This window comes from Halomonas sp. BN3-1, from assembly GCF_003056325.1.
GTDB lineage: Bacteria > Pseudomonadota > Gammaproteobacteria > Pseudomonadales > Halomonadaceae > Halomonas > Halomonas litopenaei.
In genome coordinates, this window is the sequence record NZ_PYVV01000012.1 from 1 (window position 1) to 21,597 (window position 21,597).

Consider the following 21,597-nt stretch of genomic DNA (forward strand, 5'->3'; position numbering starts at 1 on the left):
ATCGAGTGACCTTCACGCATCAGCATGATGGTGGCACGTTCTTCAGCAGTAAGGTGGTGGTAGCAATGAGTCATAGCGATAGCGTACCTGATCGATCAGGTGTTGCACTTGCTCATTGAGACCGCCCCCTCTACAAGAACCCCAACTGTGGCTGTTGCGCCGAATATGCCAAGTATCTCGAACGAAACGGGTTCGAAGTGGAGACAATCGATACTCACGATCTCGCGAAGATGAAAGCCGAACACGATGTTTCCGAGAAACTGCAGGGTTGCCATACCACGCTCATCGACAACTATGTCTTCGAGGGCCACGTACCCGTGGAAAGCGTCACCCAGGTACTCGAAGAGAAACCTTTCATCAAAGGCCTGAGCGTACCCGGAATGCCACTTGGCTCACCGGGGATGTCGGGCGAGAAACAGGGCCCACTGGAGGTTTACACCCTGGCCTTTCAGCCGACCGATACCCCTGAAGTTTACGCCACCCACTGAAGGTGAGCCTTGGTCATGAGACAACTGATCGGGACCAGTTGGGTAGCGGTGGCATTGTGGGGAATGATCACCTCTTTGGCCGTCGCCGAACCACCCAAACGTGTGGGGCCGAATGGGTTTCTTCTCTGGGAAAGCCCACGCGAGGTGTCGGAAATTAGCTTCGAGGCTGGCGACGGTACCCCGCTGACGCTGACCACTTTCGGAGGAAAGCTGATCCTGCTCAACATCTGGGCGACATGGTGTGGCCCTTGCCGCGAGGAAATGCCCACCCTGGATGCCCTCCAGGCTGAATTGGGTGGTACGGATTTCGAGGTCGTCGCACTCTCGATCGATCGCAAAGGCATCGAGGTCGTCAACGAATTCTATCAGGAGGTGGGGATCGAGCATCTCGCTCCCTACGTCGATCCAACCGGCATGGCCAGCGCGAACCTCAGTGCCGTGGGTATTCCCACGACGCTTCTGCTCGACCGCCAGGGCAGGGAGATCGGACGCCTGGTCGGGGAGGCCGAGTGGGATACCCCTGAAATGATCGACTTTCTTGCCGAAACCATAGAAACCACCCAGGAGGACGCGCCATGAGTTGCTGTGACGACAAGCCCCAAAAGGGCCAAGAGAAAGCCGGACTGAAAGGCCTGGTAACAGGCCCACGCCGCTGGATGCTGCTGGGCGCTGTGGCGGTGGCTGGTGGTCTTGCCATGGGCTGGGATCAACTGGTCCTGCTGGGCATCGCCCCTATCCTGGTGACCCTGTTGCCTTGCCTCGTCATGTGTGGAGCAATGTGTATGCTGAAATGCAAGGACAAGAAAGGCAAGGCTACCGAGCCGGGCGAAGCCCCTGACGTCCAAGCCAACGTGGAAGCCTCTACCGCGGTAACCACGGAGACGGCATCTGCCAATCGCCAAGCAGCGGATCACCAGGTGCCATCCGAGCGCCCCGACTCCAAGCTCCAAGCCTAGCCACGGGATTAAGGGGGGATGTGGGAAGTTGCCAATATCGGCCTGGCCACGGCCTTTCTGGCGGGCCTGACCTCGTTCGCTTCGCCCTGTGTCTTGCCGCTCGTGCCTAGCTATCTCTCCTTCGTGGCCGGGCGCTCGCTGGGGCAGATACGGGAAGCGGACCGGCGGGAGCGGCTCCGGGTATTGACCCAGTCAATATGGTTCGTGCTCGGGTTCTCCACGGTATTCCTGATGCTGGGTGCCAGTGCCACGGCCATCGGTCGCCTGCTGCTGGTCTACCGCCAGGAAGCCAACCTGGTCGGCGGTATCATCGTCATCCTGTTCGGTGCCTTCATGACCGGGCTCATTCCGCTGCATTGGTTACAGCGAGAATGGCGATTTATCGGCAGGCTTAAGGAAGCGGGCGGGGGGCCCAGTGCGGCTTATCTGCTGGGTGTGGCGTTCGCGTTCGGCTGGACCCCCTGTATCGGCCCGATCCTGGGCGCCATTCTGACCGTCAGCGCCTCGACGGCCAATGCCCCGAGCGGAATGGCGTTGCTCGGCATCTATTCGCTGGGCCTGGGGGTGCCCTTTCTGTTGACGGCGGTGTCACTCGATCGCTTCCTGCAACACCAGAAATTTCTGCGCCGCTGGGGCCGGGTCACGCATCTGGCGGCCGGGCTGATCATGATCCTGATGGGCATCTTGATGATCACCGGCAAACTGACCGAGCTGTCCTATTGGTTATTGCGCACCTTCCCGGCGCTAGGCAGCATCGGCTAGCCATTATTCGAGGAAATATTGCAATGAACAAGATCACGAGTCGCTTCTGGCGTGCCCTGTCACTGACGAGCTGGGTCATGGCCAGTCTGAGCTTCGTCAGTATGGCCGGGGCCGCCGAGGAGGCATTGCCGTCGCTGAGTTATGACCAAACAGGCGAACGGCTGCTCAAGGTCCAGGCCAACCAGCTTTTCGAACGCACGGATGGCCGAGCGGCCTGGACGATGATTCCCTTGCCCGACGAAGTAGCGGAGGGACGGTTGGTGACGGTATCGGCAACCGCCGAACAGGCTCTCTATATCGCGGGCCCCTCGATCGGAGTGCAGCGCAGCATCAATCAGGGAGAAAGCTGGCACGAGATCGATGAGGGTCTGCCTAGCCAAAACGTTATCGCATTCACCGTGCATCGTAACCAGCCAGAAACGCTTTATGCTGTTGTCGTCGATGACGGCCTCTACCAGAGCGAAGATGCCGGCACGACCTGGAAGAAGATGGATAGCGGTCCTGCCCAGGCCGTTCGTCGGCTCGTCCACTCCGATATGGAGGGTAGCATGCAGACCGGCTGGATCTATGCGGTGTCCGACGATGCGGTTCGCCTGTCGATGGACTGCTTCTGCGGTTGGCGACCGACCGGAGAGCTCGATGCAGGCAGGGTCTATGATCTGGCCTACAAGCTCGACGATCCCGAGCACGTCTATGTGGCCACGGAGCAAGGACTGTGGCGCAGCGTCAATGGCGGCCAGGAGTGGCAGCAAGTAAAGGGTGATGGCCCGACGTTCGTCACGCTTGCGCTTGCGCCGAAAGGAACGCTCTACGCCCTGGATCGCGAGGGGGAGCTCATGCGCAGCGAAGATCAGGGCCAAACCTGGACACCCCTCGATGCGTAAGCGCTTGATCCTTGTCACAACGTGGCTGCTGATGAGTGCCGCCTGGCAGGCCATGGCGGGGGGTGGCGCCTCTTCGCGCGATACCTCTCGGCTGGAAGAGGGAGAAAGGATCTACCAGCAGTACTGTGCCAGCTGCCACGGCAGCGAGGGCGAGGGCCAGCCGAACTGGGAGCGCCAGAATGCCCAGGGCGAATTGCCCGCTCCCCCTCACGGGCCGGAGGGGCATACCTGGAAACACTCCGATGCGATGCTCTACCGAATCGTCGCCGAGGGATGGCGCGATCCCTGGAACAAGACCGAGAGACTCACCATGCCGGCCTTCGAGAATGTCCTGACCCCCGCCGAGATCCGCTCCGTGGTGAACTATCTCATGACGCTATGGACGCCGGAGCAACGACGTCATCAGGCGGAAGAAAGCGAGGGAGCCCCATTTCCGTCGCAGAGTGATTAGCTGTGGGGCTAGGGAAGCGCTGCGTAAACACCTCCGCAGCTGACGGAGAGTCAACCGCAGGGTAAAACCTGGCTTTCTTGCCACTGTCTGACCAAAGCCAACCGATGAAGCAGATTTCTGTCGCTCAGGCTCAGCAACAGAACAAGAAGAAGGTTCCCCGCAGCGAACGGTGTCTGGGAAGCCTTGAACAGGACATCATGCACGCCCCCAAGGTCAGTAGCGGCATTTTCACCACTACGCTGCTGACATTACTCTCAATACCAGCCCAGAGATGGTGGACATTTTATCGCACGCACGAAGCCCCCTGCGAGAGCGTCACCTTGAGCTGATTGTGGTAGGTTTGCATTTGCTCTCAGCTAGGACTGTCTCTCTCCTACCAGATGGGGAGTAAGATGGGTAGGAACAAACAAAAAACTATGCACAAAATAAAACCAACCAACTGTTTTATAAATAAAAAAACATCAAATTACATCTTCAGATTCAGAATATTGAGTGAGGGCCGCTGTATCCGCCAAGGCCAGCCGAGCGCTCAGCACAGAAGACGTCTTGACCCTGGCTAGCGAATCTACTAGCATGATAGTCAAGTGGATTGGGAGTTCCCGGTCGGCGCTACAGCCTCGGTGGTTTCATCGGGGCTTTTCGCTTTTTTGTGTACATGCTTAGGCTTATCAAAAAAGCCGGCAAGCGCAAACACTTTTCAGACAAGCCTTAGCGATACGAACTCAGGTTTCCGGATAGACCTTCATACCCCTTCCCTCGTATCCATCTCCCGCATCTTCCCGGCCACCATCGCAATAGAACTTCTTTTTCAGTATATCAAACGCTTTGTTTCTCTGTTCTTTTCTAATAACTTTTAGACCGATAGGACGGGCGACGAGGTCCGCAAGCTGAAGTCCTGAAGACATGGTCTTTTTGTCGGAAAACACCACGTCAAATGGCAGTTGAATCCCTGCCTGATTGCTTCCATCACAGATCCGACGAAATTCCAACTCCAGTTCTCTATCTTCTTTTTTCCCTCGACACTCAACCACTACGTGAGTCTTTTTATTTTCCTCACCTTTTTCCTGAAGAAATTCGTACAAAGTTTCCATACAGAAACGTAAAGCAAGACGATATGGGTTTGATTTATTACCATTCTGCTTCTTCAGTTCCCGCTTATCTATAGTACAGCTAATAAGGATAAAATTGCTTTTTTCTACGATGCCAGACAGCCCCGTCATGAACTGGTTCTTATGATCTCGATTTTTGAAAAAACTAAATGCTCCTTTTTCCTTTCGAATCTCATGCTCATGCAAAACCACTTGATCATGCCCAAAATAGTTGAACTTGAACTTTTCCAAAGAAGGAACAATTGCTTCACTATAATGACGCTTATGAAAAACACAAAAGGCTAGAACAAAGACTGGATAGTTTGGATCAATACTTGAAAGACCATGATCGCCACTTTTGTCTACATATACGATATATTTCCCGAATTCATCATGCATTTCATCAGATGACTCTGTACTAGATCTCGAAACATTAACATTTTCCTCACTGAACTCAAAAAGGGGAAGTTGACCCGCCTCACCATCCTTCATCTCTACCACCTCTCTTCCGCACCAAGCTCTAAAGGAACTTCCATCTCTCTAATCCAAAATACTACTATCAAACGCCATCCGCTTCGGCTTCCTTAACTCCCAGCGAAAGTTTCTCTGCCAAGTGATTGCGGAAGGCCAAGATAGAACAGCGCCTTCACTCCCCCCCGACCGATCAGTTGCTTGAGCAAGGCTCAGGAACAATGACGCAGCGACCTGCGCAAGCAACACAGACTCCATAGCAGATCACCCCAGATGCTCGATCAACTCGCTGATCAATTCGCGGTGCTCGCCGTGCCAGTGGTAGGCCACATAGGCCTTTAGCTCGATGACGGGCGCATCCTTGACCACGAACAGCCGCTGCCGGTCACACCAGGGGGCGACGATGTCCTGGGGCAGGTAGGCGGCGCCGCCACACTCAAGAAGCAGGCCGAGGGCGATGCGGCCGCTGTTGACTCTGCCGCGCGCCAGTTGGCGCTGCGGAAAGCTGCTCTCGTGGATGCTGGCAAACGCCGTGCCCCATTCGACCCGGATGTAGCCTTCGCCCACTGCCTGCTCGGCGCGTCTATCCGGCTGGCTTGAGACCATCACCAGCGGGATGGTCGCCACCTCCTCGACCCCTACGCCACTGATGCGCGGGGTGTCGTAGAGGAAGCCGACGTCGACCATGTTGCGCTCCAGCTTCTCGACCACCCGCAGCGGGGTGCTCTCCTCGGCGCGAACGCCCAGGGTCGGGTAGGCGCGATAGATGGTGGCGAGCCAGTCCTGCAGGAAGATATCCCAGAGGCTGGCGACCCCCGCCACCACCAGACGCCGCTGGTGCCGCTCGCTCAGGGCGGTGTCCTCGTAGGCTCGCTCCCAGGCGTCGAGCAGAAAGCGGGCGTGACGCTCCATGCGCTCCCCGGCAGGGGTCAAACCGATGTGGTGATGGCCGCGGCTGAACAGCGACAACCCCAGCTGCGCCTCGAGTTGGCGTATACGTGCGCTGACCGTCGAGGGCGAGACACAGAGGCTCTCTGCGGCCTTGCCGAAATTGCGCAGCCGGCTGACCTCGAGAAAGGTCTTCAGCAGTTGGGTATCCACGGCTCACCTATGCGGTTTTTTTGTTCGTGAAGCGCAAAAAATTTTGTTTTTCAGGATACCCGCATTTCTCTAGGCTTGCCCGACCCCCTACTTCTGCCCACCTGAGGTTCCGCCATGGCGTCGTCCCCCAAGCGTTATCTGCCCTTCCTGCGCTGGAGACGTGGCCTCGACCGCCGCACCCTGTCGGCGGACATGATGGCGGGCCTTACCGGCGCCATCCTGGTACTGCCACAGGGCGTGGCCTATGCCTTCATCGCCGGGCTGCCACCGGAGGTCGGGCTCTACACGGCGATCGTCGCGGCCACGGTGGCGGCGCTGTTCGGCAGTTCCTGGCACATGATCTCAGGCCCCACTGCGGCGCTCTCAATCGTGCTGGCCAGCGTGATCGGCGGCCTCGGCACGCTGACACCCGACCAATACCTGGGAGCGGCGCTGACCATCACGCTCCTGGTCGGACTGATCCAGCTGGCCATGGGGCTCTTGCGCCTCGGCAATCTGGTGAGTTTCATCTCCCACACGGTGGTCATCGGCTTCACCTCTGGTGCGGCCATCCTGATCGCCACCAGTCAGATGGAGCACCTGCTTGGCGTGTCCATCGACGCTCAGGGATTCCTGGCCGAGCTGTCAGCGCTGTTCCGGGCGCTGCCGGATATCAACCTCTACGCATTGGCCATCGGGCTGATCTCGCTGATCACCTCGCTGGTAGCACGACGCCTCCATCGTCGTAGTCCTCACCTGCTGCTGGGCCTGGCCGCCGGCAGCCTGGCCTGCTGGTTGATGGATGGCGCCGCCCACGGTGTGGCGCTGGTCGGCACCCTGCCTGGGACCCTGCCACCCGTTACGCTGCCCGAACTGACGCCGGACAGCCTGCGCGTGCTGACCTCCGGCGCCTTCGCCATCGCCCTGCTGGGGCTGATCGAAGCGGTATCCATCGCCCGCGCCATTGCCCTGCGCTCGCGTCAGGTGATCGACGGCAATCAGGAATTCATCGGCCAGGGCCTGTCCAATATCGTGGGGGGCTTCTTCTCCTGCTACGCCAGTTCGGGCTCCTTCACCCGCTCCGGTGCCAACTATGACGCAGGCGCCCGCACCCCGCTGGCCTCGGTGTTCGCCGCCCTGCTGCTGTCGCTGATCCTGATCTTCGCCCCGGGCATCACCGCCTACCTGCCGCTACCCGCCATGGCTGGAGGCATCCTGCTGATCGCCTGGAACCTGATCGACGTCCCGCATATCGTCCATCTGGTGCGCGTCAGTCGCCACGAGGCGATGGTGCTGGTCGCCACCGTCTCCGCTACCCTGCTCGTCGCACTGGAGTTCGCCATCTATATCGGCGTGCTGCTGTCACTGGTGCTCTATCTAAAGCGCACCTCGCGCCCTACCGTCATGGAAGTGGCGCCGCGCCAGGATCATCCCCGGCGGCTCATTCGCAACGTCAGACGCTACCAGCTCGAGCAGTGTCCACAGCTCAAGATACTGCGCATCGACGGCTCGCTGTTCTTCGGCGCCACCGACCATGTACAGCGGCATCTTCGCGCCTTCACCGCCGAGCCGGGCTCCCGTGCGCTGATCATCGGCAAGGGCATCAATTTCATCGACACGGCGGGCGTGGAGATGCTGCTGCAGGAGGTCCGTCGCCTGACGGACCAGGGGGGCGAGCTGATGATCAGCTCGCTCAAGGGTACGGTGATGGATGAGCTGTGCCGTCGCGGGGATCTGAAGAGAATCGGCGAAGCGCGCTTCTTCGAGACCACCGAGGCGGCCATCACCTCGATTGCTCTGTCACTGAATCCAGACGTCTGCCAGGGCTGCGCCAAACGCGTCTTCGGCGAGTGCGCGTCGAAGCCATCTCCTGAACTCGGTGTCCTGGCAAGCCAGGTCTGATCAGCGCCGGACCGGGTGGACGAAGCAGCGGAGCCGCTTCAGGCTCCGAGGACGTCCTTCAGCGCCGCCAGACAGGCGTCCACTTCGAATGGGGTGTTGTAGTGGGCCAATGACACCCGGGTAACCGAGGGCAGGCCCAGTGGGCGCAGGATATTGCCGGAGTAGGCGTCGTCCTTGCGGGCGTGGACGCGAATGCCACGCTTGCCGAGCTCGGCGACGATCTCCAGTGCGTCTCGGTCCTTCACGCAGAACGAAACCGCGCCTTCCCGCCAGGGCGAATCCGCCTCGCCGATCAGGGTAACGCCGGGCAGGTCCCTGAGTCCGGTGACACCATCGGCTCCGTCGATCAGCCGACGCATCAGCGCGGCCTCCTGGTCATGCATGGCCTGGCCGGCGGCCAGCAGGCGCTGACGGCGGTCGCTCTTGTCAGTGAAGTGTCCTCCCAGCCACTCGAGATAGCGGACCATCTCGTGGGCGCCGGCCCAAGCGGCAGGATCGCGGCTACCCAGCTCCCAGGCGTCATCCGGCTTGCCCGCCAGGCGGTCGTGATCGACGCAACCCAGTCGCGGCGAGACCCAGGCGTAGCCGTCGTTGAACGGGCAGAACACCTTGTACAGCGACACCGCGTAGGCATCGACGCCGTAGTGCGATACCGCCAACGCACCATGGGGGGCATGCTGGATGCCGTCGACGATGATGTAGCAATCCGGTGCGATGGCGCGAATCGCCTCGGCGATGGCGGCCACGCCCTGGGTCATGCCGGTCACCGGGCTGGTGTGCAAAACGGTGGCCACACGGGTCTCCGGCGTCACGACGCGGGCATAGTCCTCGGCGGTGGCGCGCCCCTGACGCGGATCGAAGGGCACCGTCAACCGCTGCCTGCCGGTGCGCCGGGCCCACTGCGCGGTGGCATCAAAGGTGGCGGGATGTTCGAGCTCACAGGCGACGATGTTGCCACCCGCTGGCGCGGCACTGGCGGCGGCGCGAATCACCCGGAACAGGCACTCGGTGCCGGTCTCGCCGCCAAACACGATGCCGTCCTCCACCCCCAGCAGGCTGGCCATGGCGTCGCGACCGTCATCGATCATGCACGAAATGGCCCGGGAGGCGTCATTGTCGCGATGATCGTTGTCCGGCAGCGCGGCGACTTCGCCCATGCGTGCTACTACGGCCTTGAGCGTCAGAGATCCGCCGGCGTTCTCGAAGAATATCCGGGGGCCGGTGTAGGGGCAGCGGTCGACGTGGTGAAAGCGAGCGCGCACCTGACTCATCAGGGCGTCGTCAAATACCGCCACGCTGGCCTTGCTGGAAGGCTTCAATGTCTGCATCTGATCGTTCCTTGGTGGCAGCGGAACAGCGAACCTCACCCCCAGCCGGGCGCCAGAACGAGGCAAGGGACGCTACCCGATCCTTCCTGGTTCGTCCGGAGTTATCGAGAAGCTTGCTTATAGTAGTACGCCCTGGCTGACCGGATGGCAAAAATGCAGCACACTGGGCGCCTGAACTTTGGTCGATCCAACGTTACCGTTCGAGTGACATCGTGATAATCTGTCCCTTGCACGACGGCCGTAAATTGACGCTATTTCACCTTTCACAATGCTCAACCATCCCGGTGATTTTCCCCTGATGATGGGCGAGCCTTCTGGCGAGACAATGCCATGACGAGTGACGCCACCTCCGCTGCACCATCCAAGCCGGAAGCCCTGGCCGAGGAGCTCGTCTATGACCGCATCGTCGACGCCCTGATCGACAAGCGTCTGCGTCCTGGCGAGCGTTTGAACGAAGCCAAGCTCGCCAGCGCCTTCAAGACGCCGCGTAGCCGGGTACGTCGCGCACTGAACCGGCTGACGGCGGAGCGTCTGGTACGCTTCGAGATGCACCGGGGCGCCTTCGTCTCGCTGCCATCGGTGAAAGAAGCCTACGATATCTTCGAGACGCGGCTGCATATCGAGGGCGCGGTAGCGCGGATCGCCTGCGAGCGCATCGACGCCGAAGGTATCGCCACCCTGCGCCGCCACCTGGCGCTGGAGCATCAGGTCTTCGAGGAGCACCAGCCCAGCGTCAATCGCATCTCCGGTGACTTCCACCTGATGCTGGCGGAGCTGACCGGCAATGACGAGCTGATCGCCATCGTGCGTCCAATCATTCGACGCTTCTGCATCATCCAGTCGCTCTACGAACGCTCCACCGGCGTGCTGTGCCTTACCCACGAGCATCAGTCCCTGGTCGATCTGATCGAAAAGCGCGACGCCGAGGGCGCCGCCGCGTCGATGATGGAACACTGCCGACACATCTTCTACAGCCTGGACCTGTCCGAGCGCCGCCGCGCCGAGGCCAACATCTACGATATCGACATCGACGATCCGCTGGGCTAAAGGGCCGGCCAGGCCGAAAAACCCGCCTAAGCAGGAGACAGGGCCGGCCCTGAGCCTGGGACATGCGTAGCAGAAAAGGGGCCAGAAGCCCCTTTTCTGCATTTCCACGACGTCATTGCCAGCTTCTGGCCCACGCCCTCAGAGTGCGGCGTCCAGCGCCTCGATCAGTCGGTCCACCTCGGCCTCGGTGTTGTAGTGCACCATGGACACCCGCACCACGCCCTGGATGTCCATCAGACCGAGGTCCTCGGTCAGGCGACGGGCATAGAAGTCGCCGTAGCGGATTCCTACCTTGGCCTCGTCGATCTTGCGCACGATCTCGTCAGACTGATGCCCTTCCACGGTAAAGCTGATGGTCGCGACGCGATGTTCGATATCGGCATCCCGCCTTCCGATGATGCGAACGCCTTCTTTTCCAGAGAGATAATCGAGCAGTTTCTTGCTCAATATCGCTTCATGCTTGGCGATGGCATCGAAGGCTGTTTCCAGCTTTTTCCGCTTGCTACCTTCACCATTATCGCCCGTCAGCGAGGTCAGATAATCCAGGATACCGGTGGCGGCGTAGGTCAGCTCGTAGTTGGGATTTCCCGGCTCCATCTTTCCCGGAATCTGCTCACGCGTAAAGAAGTGATGATAGATATTATCCAGCTCCAGCAGGCACTCCTTTTTCACATAGAGCACCGCGTGGTGGGGACCGAATACCTTGTAAAGACTGAAGCCGTAGTAGTCGACATCCCAGTCCTGGACGTCGATGGCCCGGTGGGGGGCGAAGGCCACCCCATCGACACAGATGCGAGCGCCGGCCTCGTGGGCCATGGCGGCGATCCGCTTGATCGGATTGATGGTGCCGAGCAGGTTGGAGACGTGGGTCACGCAGACCAGGCGGGTTCGCTCGTTGAGCAGTTCCGCCAGGGTGTCCAGCTCGAGTTCCAGGGTCTCGGGATTGCAGTTCCAGAAGCGCAGCTTGACGCCGCGCTGCTCGAGGCGCATCCAGGGGCCGACGTGGCTCTCGTGGTCGGTGTTGGTAACGATGATCTCGTCACCCGGGTCGAACTGGCTGGCCATGGCGTCGGCCAGCAGGCGGAACTGGATGGTCGAACTGGGACCGAACACCAGCTCTTCCACGTGGCGTGCATTGACCAGCGTCGCCACCGCCTGACGGCCGGCGTCGACCTTGGCCTTGGAATTCTGGCTGGGGGCGCAGCTCGCGCCGAGCTGCACGTTGTCGCCCAGCAGATAGTCGCTGATGCGTTCCACCACCATCTTCGGCACCTGGGCACCGCCGGCGTTGTCCATGAACACCCAGTCGCTTTCAAGCGAGGGAAACTGGGCTCTGACGTGTGTCAGATCAAGGCGAGCGTCTGAGGAAGAATCGAGTGACATGGGAAGTCCTTGAATAGGGGTCGAGAGGCGATATATGGACGTCGAGAGACAAGGCCGGGGCGAAACAAGTGCCGAGCCAGCCGTCGAACAGGCGCCACGACTCAGTGAGCCAGCACCGACTGGAAAAAGGCGCGGGTTCGGTCTTCCTGCGGCGCCGAGAAGATCTGTTCGGGAGCGCCTTCCTCGACGATCTGGCCGGCCTCCATGAAGATCACCCGGTCGGCGACATGGCGGGCGAAGCCCATCTCGTGGGTCACCAGCAGCATGGTCACGCCGGTGCCGGCCAGGGTCTTGATGACGTCGAGCACCTCGCCGACCATCTCCGGGTCCAGCGCCGAGGTGGGCTCATCGAACAGCAACACGCGCGGTTCATTGGCCAGCGCCCGGGCGATGCCGACCCGCTGCTGCTGACCGCCGGACAGGGCGCTTGGATACTTGTACATCTGCTCGGCGATGCCGACCTTTTCCAGCAACTCCTTGGCCCGCGCCTGGGCATCCCCCGGGCTCATGCCACGCACCCGGATCGGTCCCAGGGTCACGTTCTCCAGCACCGTCATGTTGGGAAACAGGTTGAAGCTCTGGAACACCATGCCGACGTCCTTGCGCACCTCGATCAGCTCGGGGCCGGGCTGGACCCGCACGCTGTCGACGTAGATGTCGCCGGCGCTGTAGGCCTCCAGATGATTGATGCAGCGGATCAGCGTCGACTTGCCGGAGCCCGACGGGCCGAGGATCGCCACCACCTCGCCTTCACGTACCTGGAGGTCGATGTTCTTGAGGGCGTGGAAGTCGCCGTAGTACTTGTTGACCCCTTCGAGCGAGATGATCGCTCTGGGCGCCTCGGGCAGACCAGCCTCGAGCGGGGGAAGGGTAGTGCCCTGGGTAGTGCCCTGGGTTGTCCGGGTTTCATTGATCATGGCAGCTCTCCTGTCAGGCCCGGCCCTGGGCGAAGCGTTTCTCGAGCAGACCGACCAGGCGCACCAGTGGCAGCAGCACCGCCAGGTAGAGTAGCGCCGCGCCGATCAGCGGTGTCGGGTTGGCCGCCAGCGCCTGGGCCTGGGTGGCCTGCTTGAGCAGGTCGGGCATGGCCACCACCGAGGCCAGGGCGGTGTCCTTCATCACGTTGATGCAGTTGCTGGTCAGCGGCGGAATGATCAGCCGGATCGCCTGGGGCAGGACCACGTCGCACATCACCCGATACTGGCTAAGGCCGATCGACTGGGCGGCCTCGAACTGGCCCCGTGGCACCGCCTCGATACCGGCGCGGTAGATCTCGGCGGCGTAGGCGCTGGAGATCATGGTCAGGGCGGTACAGGCCGCGGCGAACGGTGACAGGGTGATGCCGACGAACGGCAGCGCGTAGTAGACGATGACCAGCCACACCAGCACCGGCAGTGAGCGAAAGACATCGATGTAGGCGATGGTGAGAAAACGCAGCGGCTTGGGGCCGTAGAGGCGCAACAGCGCCAGTCCCAGCCCGCCGATCAGCCCCAGCAGAATGCTCAGAAAGCCCAGCATCAGGGTCATGCCGAGCCCCTGCAGGAGCATCGGGAAGGTGCGCACCAGCACCTCCCAGTTGAAGAATGTCTGGACCAGGTCCATGGATCGTCTCCACGATCGAGGGTAATACGCTGGCCGCGGCGGTCACCGCCGCGGCCACGGGACTTGCTGGGCCAGGTTTACTGGGCGGAAGGCATATCGCGCACTTCGACGGTGCTGGTGCCGGCATCCGGAGCGGCGCCGAACCAGGTCTCGTGCAGCTCGGCGACAAAGCCTTCCTGCTTGAGTTCGCTGATCACTTCGCTGGCCTTGGCGGCAAGCTCGGCGTCCTTGGCGAACATCATCGAGTACTGCTCACCGCTGGGGATGCGGCTGACCACCTCGAGGCTGGGCTTGTCACGCACGTAGTACTGCACCGCCGGAATGTCGGAGATGTAGGCATCCAGGCGGCCGCTGGACAGGTCCAGCATGGCCGGCTGCAGGCCTTCATAGCGACGGATTTCCTTGATGCCGTACTGCTCCTGGTTCTCGCTGGTCCAGATGTCGCCGGTGGAGCCGGTATCGACGCCGACCACCTTGCCGTCCAGGTCCTCGAGCCCGCTGATGCCCTTGCTGGTGTGGGTCGCCAGGGACTGGTCGCTGTCGTAGTAGGGCTGGGCGAAGGACACCGACTCCAGACGCTCGTCGGTGATGGTGATGGAGGACACCGCCACGTCGATGCGCCCGGACTGTACCGCCGAGAACAGGCCATTGAACGGAATGTTGCTGATCTCGACCTCGTCGTAGCCCAGGCGGCTGCCGACCTCGTTGACCAGGTCGATCTCGAAGCCGACGTAGTCACCGCTGTCGTCCTGGAACTCCCAGGGCAGGTTGCCGATGTTGGCACCGACCTTGAGGGTCTCTGCCATCACGCCGCCTGCTGCCAGGCCGGCGGAAAGGGCGGTGGCCAGCGCCAGGGAACGCTTGGAGAAGGTCTTGTAGGAAAGGCTCATGGGATATTTCCTCTGGTTATTGTCGTTGTTGCGGGTACAGCAGAAAACACGGGGTTCACCGGCGACGTCAGACGACGCCGGTCACTTCACCTTCCCGGGCAAGCCAGGCCCGGGCGATCTCTTCACGGGTGGCGAACCATACGCCCTCGTGGGCCTGGGCATAGGCAATAAAGTCCTTGAGCGCGCGAATCTTGCCGGGGCGCCCGACCATGCGCGGATGCAGGCCGACGGACATCATCCTGGGGCCGCGGGCCGACTCCTCGAACAGCACGTCGAAGCCTTCCTTGAGGTTGTCGAGAAACTCGCGCCCCGAGGTAAGCCCAGGAGAAAGCCAGAAGCGGAAGTCATTCATGTCGGTGGTGTAGGGCACCACCAGCTGACGACTGCCCGCCACCTCGGTGAAGTAGGGTACATCGTCGTTGTAGGCGTCGGAGTCGTAGAGGAAGCCACCCTCTTCTACCAAAAGGCGCCGGGTGCGCACGCTGGGTCCGTAGCGGCAGTACCAGCCCACCGGGCGCTTGCCGGTGGTGGCGGCGATCGACTCGATGGCGAGGCGGATGTGCTCGCGTTCCTCGTCTTCGCTGAGGCGAAAGACCTCCTCCCAGCGATAGCCGTGGCTGCAGAATTCGTGGCCATCGGCGCTGGCGACACGGGCAACGCGGGGGTTCTGCTCCAGCGCCACCGCGCAGGCAAAGAAGGTCGAACGCACGTCGGCCTCGCGCAGGATGTCGAGGATGCGCCAGATGCCGACCCGCGAGCCGTACTCGTACATCGACTCCATCGCCAGATTACGGGTGCCAGCGGGAGTTACGTAACTCCCCCACTCGGTCATCGACTCCTGGTCGTCGTCGCCCATGGCGAAGGACCTTTCAGAGCCCTCCTCGTAGTTGACCACGATATTGACCGCCAGGCGGGCGCCATTGGGCCAGGCCCCGGTGGGGGGAGTATCGGCGTAGCCGACCAGATCACGCTGCGGGAGCATCCCGTTTCTCCTGAGGTCGCCAAGCATGCGACGACCCTGATTGTTGGTGTTGTTATCGACCGTCTGGCGGCCTTGTCAGGATTGCACGCAATTCTGCGTGCGATGTGAACAATAAAGCACAACCGTACTCGCAGCGCAAATGGCAACTAGCCAATGGTGGGGTATGGGGTATGGGGTATGGGGTTGGGGCCTGCTGAACAGGTAGTCGAACCCCGGCCTGGGACTCGACGGGAAGGAAAGCAATCGAGAGGCGGGAAGGCGCTGCCGGCGGGGGCCTGCAGCGCCTTGTTGTGGGCACTACCAGCTCGGCGCGGTCTCGGCGTCCAGTTGCTCGATGGCTCGATGAAGCTTGCCGGTGGACAGCGCGGACCCGAGCAGACGCAGGCGCCAGGTCAGGTCGATGAAGGGGCGGATGGCCTCGGGCACGACGGGGGCGTCGGCCATGCTGCGCCGCTTGAGGAAGGAATTGTGCCAGTCGATGACCCAGCCCGGGCCGACCCCGACCAGTTCGTTGTCGATCACCACAAAGCGGCCGCTGCCTTCTTCCATCACGATATTGGCCAGCGACAGGTCAGGATGGCTGAGCCTGGCGCCCACCGCTGCGCGGTGGCGATCGTCCTCACGCTGCCAGCGGGCCAGAAAGCTACCGATCGCATCCAGGTGCTTCCAGCAGTCCACCCGTCTGAGCAGGTAGTCGTCGATGTAGCAGAAGGCCCCGGCGTGCTCGTCGGCCAGGGCGCGAAAACGCTCGTCCGACTGCGTCATCTCGAGAAAGCGATTCACCGCCTCCGCCGCCGCAGCGATAGGCGCCTTGTCTGCCCGGGAGCGTTCGATCTGCTTGAGAGACGGCCCCTGGATCCACTCTTCGACGACCAGCTCGTCGTCGTGGGCGAGTATCGCCGGGAAGCTGAGCCCCGACGCCGGCAGTTCGCGAATGGCGTGACTCAACGCGATCTGACGCGGCGAGAAGGCGCTATAGACCTTGACCTTGCGACCGTTCATCCAGCCGGCAAACGACAGCCGGCCGGCCTTGGTCATGCCGGGAGAATGCTTGCTGCCCAGAGGCGTCAGATCGGTGATGGTCCGGTCCTGGACGGTGATGCTCCCCAGTGGCGTTTCGGCCACCTTTTTCTTGAAAAACGTTCTTATCATGTCGCCTTCTGACGTTATCCCTGCACATTCGCGCGGATAGTAGCACGCTAAAAGTGTACTACCTATGCGCCGAAAGGGGCGGGCTATGCGTCGAAAGGGGCGGGGCCCGTGCCGCCCAGCCAGGCAGGCCTTCTCCCCCACGACGGGCTGTCTCCAGAGCATCACTGTGCAGCAGCAGTTCCGCTCGTTTTGCTGTGAGCCAACGTCCTCGCTCCCGCTTGTCGTTTTTCGTCGTGGCCTTTCCGATCGCGGACATGGGTTTTGCCCTGTAATTCGCAACGCTTTAGGGTTTTCATGGGCGGAAAATGTATTTTTCGTTCCGATTTTCTCGTCAAAGCAGGAGCTCCCGATGAAAACCACCGAGGCCGCCGCCCGCCAGCACGGCGACAGCGGCAAACGCCGCTTCTTCGGCCATCCCTGGCCTCTCGCCACCCTGTTCGGCATGGAGGTGTGGGAGCGCTTTTCGTTCTATGGCATGCAGGCGATCCTGTTGATCTACCTGTACTACGAGGCCAGCCGTGGGGGCCTGGCGATCGACCAGTCGGTGGCCATCGGTATCGTCGGTGCCTACGGCAGTTCGGTCTATCTGGCCACCATCCTCGGCGGCTGGTTCGCCGACCGGGTGTTCGGCGCCGAACGCACCCTGTTCTATTCGGGCATCGTGGTCATGCTCGGGCATATCGCCCTGGCCATCCTGCCCGGTGTCTACGGCGTCACCGCCGGCTTGATTCTGGTGGCGCTGGGCAGCGGCGGGGTCAAGGCCACCTGCTCGGCGCTGGTGGGGTCCCTGTACGAGCCCGGCAGCCCCCGGCGCGACGCCGGCTTCTCGATCTTCTATCTGGGTATCAATATCGGCGGCTTCGTCGGCCCGTTGCTGACCGGTCTGCTGCAGCAGAACGCCGGCTTCCACTATGGCTTCGGCATCGCCGCCGTGGGCATGGCGATCGGTCTGGCCCAGTACACGGCGGGACGCAAGGGGCTGCCAGATGATCAGAAGGCCGCGCCGGACCCCATCGCGCCGGCGACCCTCAAGCGCTATCTGGGCATCGCCCTGGTGGTGCTCGCCCTAGTGGTCGGCGCGGCCCTGGCGGGCTGGATCCGTGCCGACAATCTGTCCGGGGTGATGCTTGGCATCATCGCGGTGGCCGCACTTTGCTACTTTGCGGTGATCCTGCGCTCCACCCACGTAAGCCCCGAGGAGCGCAGCCGGGTGCTGGCGTTCATTCCGCTGTTTCTGACCAGCGCCGCCTACTGGGCGCTTTACAGCCAGTCCTACACCGTAATCACCGCCTTCTTCGATCAGCGCGTGGATCGCAGCCTGTTCGGCTGGGAGATTCCGGTGGGCTGGCTGGTGTCGGTGCAGGCGCTGACCATCATCCTGTTCTCGGGGGGGTTCGCCTGGCTGTGGACGACGCTGGGCAAGCGCCAGCCGTCGTCGGCCGGCAAGTTCGTGATCGCCATGGCGATCATCGGCGCCACCTTCCTCGGCTACCTGCCGTTTCTCGGCAGCGAAGGGGCGAGCATGCCGCTGGCCATGCTGGTGCTGTTGCTGCTGGGCTTCACCGCCTCGGAGCTGTGCCTGTCGCCGATCGGGCTGTCGGTGACCACCAAGCTCGCGCCGCGGGCCTTCCAGACCCAGATGATGGCGCTGTTCTTTCTCTCGCTGGCGCTCGGCTTCGCCGCCGGCGGCAAGCTCGGCGCCTTCTATACCGAGGACACCGAAGTCGGCTACTTTATTGCCATGGCAGCCATTGGTGGCGTCAGCGCCCTGCTACTGGCGGCCTGCCTGCCGTTCATTCGCCGGGCCATGCGCGGCGCGGACTGAGCTACCGCCAGGGTCGGCCAGCGCTGGCAACAAGAAGCTGGCCGACCTTGTCTCTTTCGGCACTCTTTCGACACTCTCTCGACACAGGATGTAGGCATGCCTTCCGACCACGCCATCCCGGGCCTTTCCATCAGCGACCATCGCCTCGAGGTGCCGCTGGACTGGTCCCACCCGGACAGCGGCGAGACCCTGAGCCTGTTCTACCGCGAGGTCTGTGCGTCAGACCGTGTCGACGAGGAGCTACCGCTGTTGCTGTTCCTGCAGGGTGGCCCCGGCGGCAAGTCGCCACGCCCCACCGCCAATGGACCGGGATGGCTGCACGAGGCGCTCAAGCACTATCGGGTGATCCTGCCCGACCAGCGTGGCACCGGGCGCAGTTCGCGCATCACCGAGGCCACCATGGCCGCCTTCGACAGTGACGAGGCAGGCGGTGACTACCTGGCCTGCTTCGACGCCCATGCGGTGGTCGCGGACTTCGAGCACCTGCGCAAGACCCGCTACCAGGGCGCCACCTGGACCACGCTGGGCCAGAGCTACGGCGGATTTCTGACCCTGACCTACCTGTCCTACGCGCCCCAGGGACTGAGCCGCTGCTATATCACCGGCGGCTTGCCGGCGCTCGACGCCGACCCCGACGAGGTCTACCGCCGCACCCACCGTCGGGTGGAGCGCAAGCTTGAGGCGTATCTGGCGCGCTTTCCCGATGATCGCGAGCGGATCGACGCCATCGCCGACCATCTGCTGGACCACGATGTCCGCCTGCCCGACGGCGACCGACTGAGCGTGCGCCGCTTCCAGAGCCTGGGACTGATGCTGGGCATGGGTGACGGCGCCGAGCAGCTCCACTGGCTGCTCGAGGAGGCCTTCAGCGACGACACGCGAAGCGCGCTCAACCATCACTTCCTGGTGGAGGTGATGACGCTGACCGGCTTCGACGAGAATCCGCTGTTCGGCGCCATCCACGAGAACATCTACGCCAATCCTGAGCGCCTGTGCGACTGGGCCGCCGAGCGCCAGCAGGGGCCACAGTTCGACGAGCGTCATCGCCCGCTCAGGCTGACCGGCGAGATGATCTACCCCTGGATGTTCGACGAGATTCGTGCCCTCAAGCCCTTCCGTGGGGCGGTACACCAGCTGGCCCGGCGACCTCTGGCCAGCCCCTTCTACGACGCCAGACAGCTCGCCGCCAACCGGGTGCCGGTGGCGGCGCTGATCTACTTCGACGACATGTACGTGGACGCCGAGCTGTCGCTGGCCACCGCCGAGGCGATCCCGCGGCTACGCTACTGGATCACCAACGAGTACGAGCACGACGGGCTGCGCCAGGACCCCGGGGTGTTCCGTCGGCTCAAGGCGATGCTGGACGATTGACACTCATCAAGGACGCTGCCCATGACCCCTTCCCACTGCGCGGGTGTCCCCGCCGGCAATCCCTTCAAGACCGCCATGGCCAGTGGCCAGGCCAGAATCGGCCTGTGGCTGTCGCTGGGCGACCCCTACTGCGCAGAGATGTGCGCCAGCGCCGGCTTCGACTGGCTGCTGATCGACGGCGAACACGGCCCCAATGATGTGCGCTCCATGCTCGCCCAGCTGCAGGCGGTCGCCGCCTACGACAGCCACCCGGTGGTTCGGGTGGTGAACGGCGAGACGGCGCGGATCAAGCAACTGCTGGACATCGGCGCCCAGACCCTGCTGGTGCCGATGATCGACACCCCGGAGCAGGCCCGCGCCATGGTCGCCGCCACCCGCTACCCACCGGACGGGGTGCGAGGTGAAGCCTCCGCTATCGTCCGGGCGTCACGCTGGAATGCACGGCCTGACTATGTGCATCGAGCCAACGACGAGATCTGCCTGCTGCTCCAGGCGGAGAGCGTGACCGCGCTGGATAACCTCGAGGCGATCTGCGCGGTGGACGGCGTCGACGGGGTCTTTGTCGGGCCCGCCGACCTGGCCGCTTCCATGGGCCACCTCGGTGACGCGGGCCATCCCGAGGTCCAGGCCGCCATCGACGAGGCCATCGCCCGCATCGTTGCCAGCGGCAAGGCCGCCGGCGTGCTCACCGGTGACCCGGAGCTTGCCAGACACTATCTCGCCCTTGGTGCCAGCTTCGTGGCGGTGGGGCTCGACGTCAGCCTGATGATGCAGGCGGTGCGCCAGCGTGCATCGGAGTTTGCGCTTGGCCCGCAGGCGGCCGACTCGCAGGAAGACTCATCCACCAGCGCTGGCCCCGGGTCCCAGGGACCCTACTGAACTGACTCCGGTCGGGGGCCCTGATCACACCGACCGGGGGGCCCTGCTGCCACCGGCCGGGGACGTCACCACTCGCCGCCGCCGCGCTCCAGGGCGGCGGCGATGGCCTGGGGAATCGGCTGGCCGCTGCGTTCGCTGGCGAACAGGTACTCGCCGGCCGGATTGACCTCGAAGAACACATGACGCCCCTCGGGTGTGACCCTTAGATCGATGGCGCCGTAGGCCAGTCCGAGCTCTCTCATCAGCGCGCGCAGTCCCGCCTCCACTTCATCCGGCAGGGTATAGGGGAAAACCTCGGCGCTGCCCACGCCACTGCGGTAGTCGACCTCGTACTGCGGCTCGCTCCTGAAGGCGGTCGCGAACATCTCGCCGGCCACCGCGGTGACGCGCAGATCCAGCGCCAGCGGGATGTATTCCTGAAAGATCACCGGCGCCAGACGAACCGCCTCGAGCCTGGCCATCTCGTCCTGGCCGACCTTGAGGGTCTCTCGCGGCGCCTCGACGATATTGCGAAAGGCCTTGCGCACCACTCCACCATCGCCGTGGCGGGCGATAAACTCGGCAGCGGCGTCCGGGCGATTGGTGATCAGGGTATCGGGAATCTCGAGCCCCAGCCGGTGGGCCAGACGATGCTGGGTCAGCTTGCGCTGGGCGCGTTCGTCGGCCAGCGGATGGTTCATCCAGAAGCTATCCAGGGCATACCACAGACCAAGCACCGCCTCCTGGGTCTCGGACCAGGCAAACAGCCGTTCGGTGCCGTCGCCCAGGGCGGGGTCCAGGTCAAAGGAACGGATGCGCCGGTTCCATACCGAGCGCACCTCGTCCAGCGCTAGCCGGCGCCCGTCGCCAAGTTCCAGCCACAGGCTGTCACCACTGGCACCTGCGTAGGCCAGGATTCCCAGGCGCCGGGGGAAGTCGGCGACATCGATCACCTCCACCGGCGAGTGAAGATGGGGCAGTACCCGCTCGACATGGGCATTGTCGGCAAACGACAGGATCAGGATCATGCTCGGCTCCCTCGAAAAAGGCGGGCACCGACAGGGTGCCCGCGGGTCC

The 21,597-nt window shown here is 62.6% G+C and carries 21 protein-coding genes; 11 read left to right on the forward strand and 10 right to left on the reverse strand.

All coding sequences use genetic code 11. The features are described 5' to 3' along the window. Positions 1 to 230: 230 nt before the first annotated feature. From C9F12_RS16045 to C9F12_RS16070, 6 genes are read left to right on the forward strand one after another with little or no spacing between them, the layout of a single operon-like run. On the forward strand, positions 231 to 488 hold the full coding sequence (locus tag C9F12_RS16045) for a DUF411 domain-containing protein (protein ID WP_240184276.1): 258 nt from the start codon (positions 231 to 233) through the stop codon (positions 486 to 488). 15 nt (positions 489 to 503) lie between these two features. After that, a complete protein-coding gene (locus C9F12_RS16050) occupies positions 504 to 1,067 on the forward strand; it encodes a TlpA disulfide reductase family protein (RefSeq protein ID WP_071211088.1) in 564 nt (187 codons plus the stop codon). Then, positions 1,064 to 1,444, forward strand: coding sequence for a hypothetical protein (locus C9F12_RS16055; protein WP_185696437.1), 381 nt, complete (start codon positions 1,064 to 1,066; stop codon positions 1,442 to 1,444). Before C9F12_RS16050 ends, C9F12_RS16055 begins: the two co-directional genes overlap by 4 nt. An 18-nt stretch (positions 1,445 to 1,462) precedes the next feature. Continuing rightward, positions 1,463 to 2,206 carry a cytochrome c biogenesis protein CcdA gene (locus tag C9F12_RS16060; RefSeq protein WP_045991676.1) on the forward strand — a complete coding sequence of 248 codons (744 nt, stop codon included), beginning with the start codon at positions 1,463 to 1,465 and terminating at the stop codon, positions 2,204 to 2,206. A 23-nt stretch (positions 2,207 to 2,229) separates the two neighbouring features. Then, complete coding sequence (locus tag C9F12_RS16065; RefSeq protein ID WP_108449546.1) at positions 2,230 to 3,090, forward strand: YCF48-related protein; 861 nt, start codon at positions 2,230 to 2,232, stop codon at positions 3,088 to 3,090. A gap of 31 nt (positions 3,091 to 3,121) precedes the next feature. Further along, entirely contained in the window at positions 3,122 to 3,541 is a 420-nt protein-coding gene (locus C9F12_RS16070) for a cytochrome c (protein WP_108449627.1), read from the forward strand. A 722-nt stretch (positions 3,542 to 4,263) separates the two neighbouring features. Here C9F12_RS16070 and C9F12_RS16080 read toward each other — a convergent pair. Next, the gene (locus C9F12_RS16080) at positions 4,264 to 5,121 is read right to left on the reverse strand and encodes a DUF3800 domain-containing protein (protein ID WP_240184277.1); all 858 of its coding nucleotides are present in this window, start codon (positions 5,119 to 5,121) and stop codon (positions 4,264 to 4,266) included. 243 nt (positions 5,122 to 5,364) lie between these two features. Next, the gene (locus C9F12_RS16085; protein WP_045991673.1) at positions 5,365 to 6,201 is read right to left on the reverse strand and encodes a LysR family transcriptional regulator; all 837 of its coding nucleotides are present in this window, start codon (positions 6,199 to 6,201) and stop codon (positions 5,365 to 5,367) included. Between the two features lie 114 nt (positions 6,202 to 6,315). Here C9F12_RS16085 and C9F12_RS16090 point away from each other — a divergent pair, with 114 nt between their 5' ends. After that, the gene (locus C9F12_RS16090) at positions 6,316 to 8,082 is read left to right on the forward strand and encodes a SulP family inorganic anion transporter (RefSeq protein WP_108449548.1); all 1,767 of its coding nucleotides are present in this window, start codon (positions 6,316 to 6,318) and stop codon (positions 8,080 to 8,082) included. Positions 8,083 to 8,120: 38 nt separating this feature from the next. Here the strand turns inward: C9F12_RS16090 and C9F12_RS16095 are convergent, their stop codons facing one another. Then, positions 8,121 to 9,410 carry an aminotransferase class V-fold PLP-dependent enzyme gene (locus tag C9F12_RS16095; protein ID WP_108449549.1) on the reverse strand — a complete coding sequence of 430 codons (1,290 nt, stop codon included), beginning with the start codon at positions 9,408 to 9,410 and terminating at the stop codon, positions 8,121 to 8,123. A 330-nt stretch (positions 9,411 to 9,740) separates the two neighbouring features. On the opposite strand from C9F12_RS16095, the gene C9F12_RS16100 reads away from it, so the two are divergent. Further along, a complete protein-coding gene (locus C9F12_RS16100) occupies positions 9,741 to 10,457 on the forward strand; it encodes a GntR family transcriptional regulator (RefSeq protein WP_052704264.1) in 717 nt (238 codons plus the stop codon). A 138-nt stretch (positions 10,458 to 10,595) separates the two neighbouring features. On the opposite strand, the gene C9F12_RS16105 is transcribed toward C9F12_RS16100, so the two are convergent. The 6 genes from C9F12_RS16105 to C9F12_RS16130 form a co-directional block, all read right to left on the reverse strand. Then, entirely contained in the window at positions 10,596 to 11,840 is a 1,245-nt protein-coding gene (locus C9F12_RS16105; protein WP_108449550.1) for a cysteine desulfurase-like protein, read from the reverse strand. Between the two features lie 101 nt (positions 11,841 to 11,941). Further along, positions 11,942 to 12,757 carry an amino acid ABC transporter ATP-binding protein gene (locus tag C9F12_RS16110; protein WP_108449551.1) on the reverse strand — a complete coding sequence of 272 codons (816 nt, stop codon included), beginning with the start codon at positions 12,755 to 12,757 and terminating at the stop codon, positions 11,942 to 11,944. A gap of 13 nt (positions 12,758 to 12,770) precedes the next feature. Continuing rightward, positions 12,771 to 13,442, reverse strand: a complete 672-nt coding sequence (locus C9F12_RS16115; protein ID WP_108131989.1) for an amino acid ABC transporter permease — start codon at positions 13,440 to 13,442, stop codon at positions 12,771 to 12,773. A gap of 77 nt (positions 13,443 to 13,519) precedes the next feature. After that, positions 13,520 to 14,332 carry a transporter substrate-binding domain-containing protein gene (locus tag C9F12_RS16120; protein ID WP_108449552.1) on the reverse strand — a complete coding sequence of 271 codons (813 nt, stop codon included), beginning with the start codon at positions 14,330 to 14,332 and terminating at the stop codon, positions 13,520 to 13,522. A gap of 67 nt (positions 14,333 to 14,399) precedes the next feature. Then, on the reverse strand, positions 14,400 to 15,314 hold the full coding sequence (locus tag C9F12_RS16125; protein ID WP_108449553.1) for an allantoinase PuuE: 915 nt from the start codon (positions 15,312 to 15,314) through the stop codon (positions 14,400 to 14,402). Positions 15,315 to 15,611: 297 nt separating this feature from the next. After that, complete coding sequence (locus C9F12_RS16130) at positions 15,612 to 16,466, reverse strand: phosphotransferase (RefSeq protein ID WP_162816507.1); 855 nt, start codon at positions 16,464 to 16,466, stop codon at positions 15,612 to 15,614. 349 nt (positions 16,467 to 16,815) lie between these two features. Between C9F12_RS16130 and C9F12_RS16135 the strand changes: the two genes are divergently transcribed. The 3 genes from C9F12_RS16135 to hpaI all read left to right on the forward strand — a co-directional run bounded on the left by C9F12_RS16135 (position 16,816) and on the right by hpaI (position 20,541). Further along, entirely contained in the window at positions 16,816 to 18,291 is a 1,476-nt protein-coding gene (locus C9F12_RS16135; RefSeq protein WP_108449554.1) for an oligopeptide:H+ symporter, read from the forward strand. A gap of 96 nt (positions 18,292 to 18,387) precedes the next feature. Then, on the forward strand, positions 18,388 to 19,662 hold the full coding sequence (locus C9F12_RS16140; RefSeq protein ID WP_108449555.1) for an alpha/beta fold hydrolase: 1,275 nt from the start codon (positions 18,388 to 18,390) through the stop codon (positions 19,660 to 19,662). 21 nt (positions 19,663 to 19,683) lie between these two features. Then, positions 19,684 to 20,541 (forward strand): 4-hydroxy-2-oxoheptanedioate aldolase, encoded by an 858-nt coding sequence (hpaI, locus tag C9F12_RS16145; protein ID WP_108449556.1) that lies wholly within the window; start codon positions 19,684 to 19,686, stop codon positions 20,539 to 20,541. 65 nt (positions 20,542 to 20,606) lie between these two features. Here the strand turns inward: hpaI and C9F12_RS16150 are convergent, their stop codons facing one another. Beyond that, positions 20,607 to 21,548, reverse strand: a complete 942-nt coding sequence (locus tag C9F12_RS16150; RefSeq protein WP_108131984.1) for an MvdC/MvdD family ATP grasp protein — start codon at positions 21,546 to 21,548, stop codon at positions 20,607 to 20,609. Positions 21,549 to 21,597: the final 49 nt, after the last annotated feature.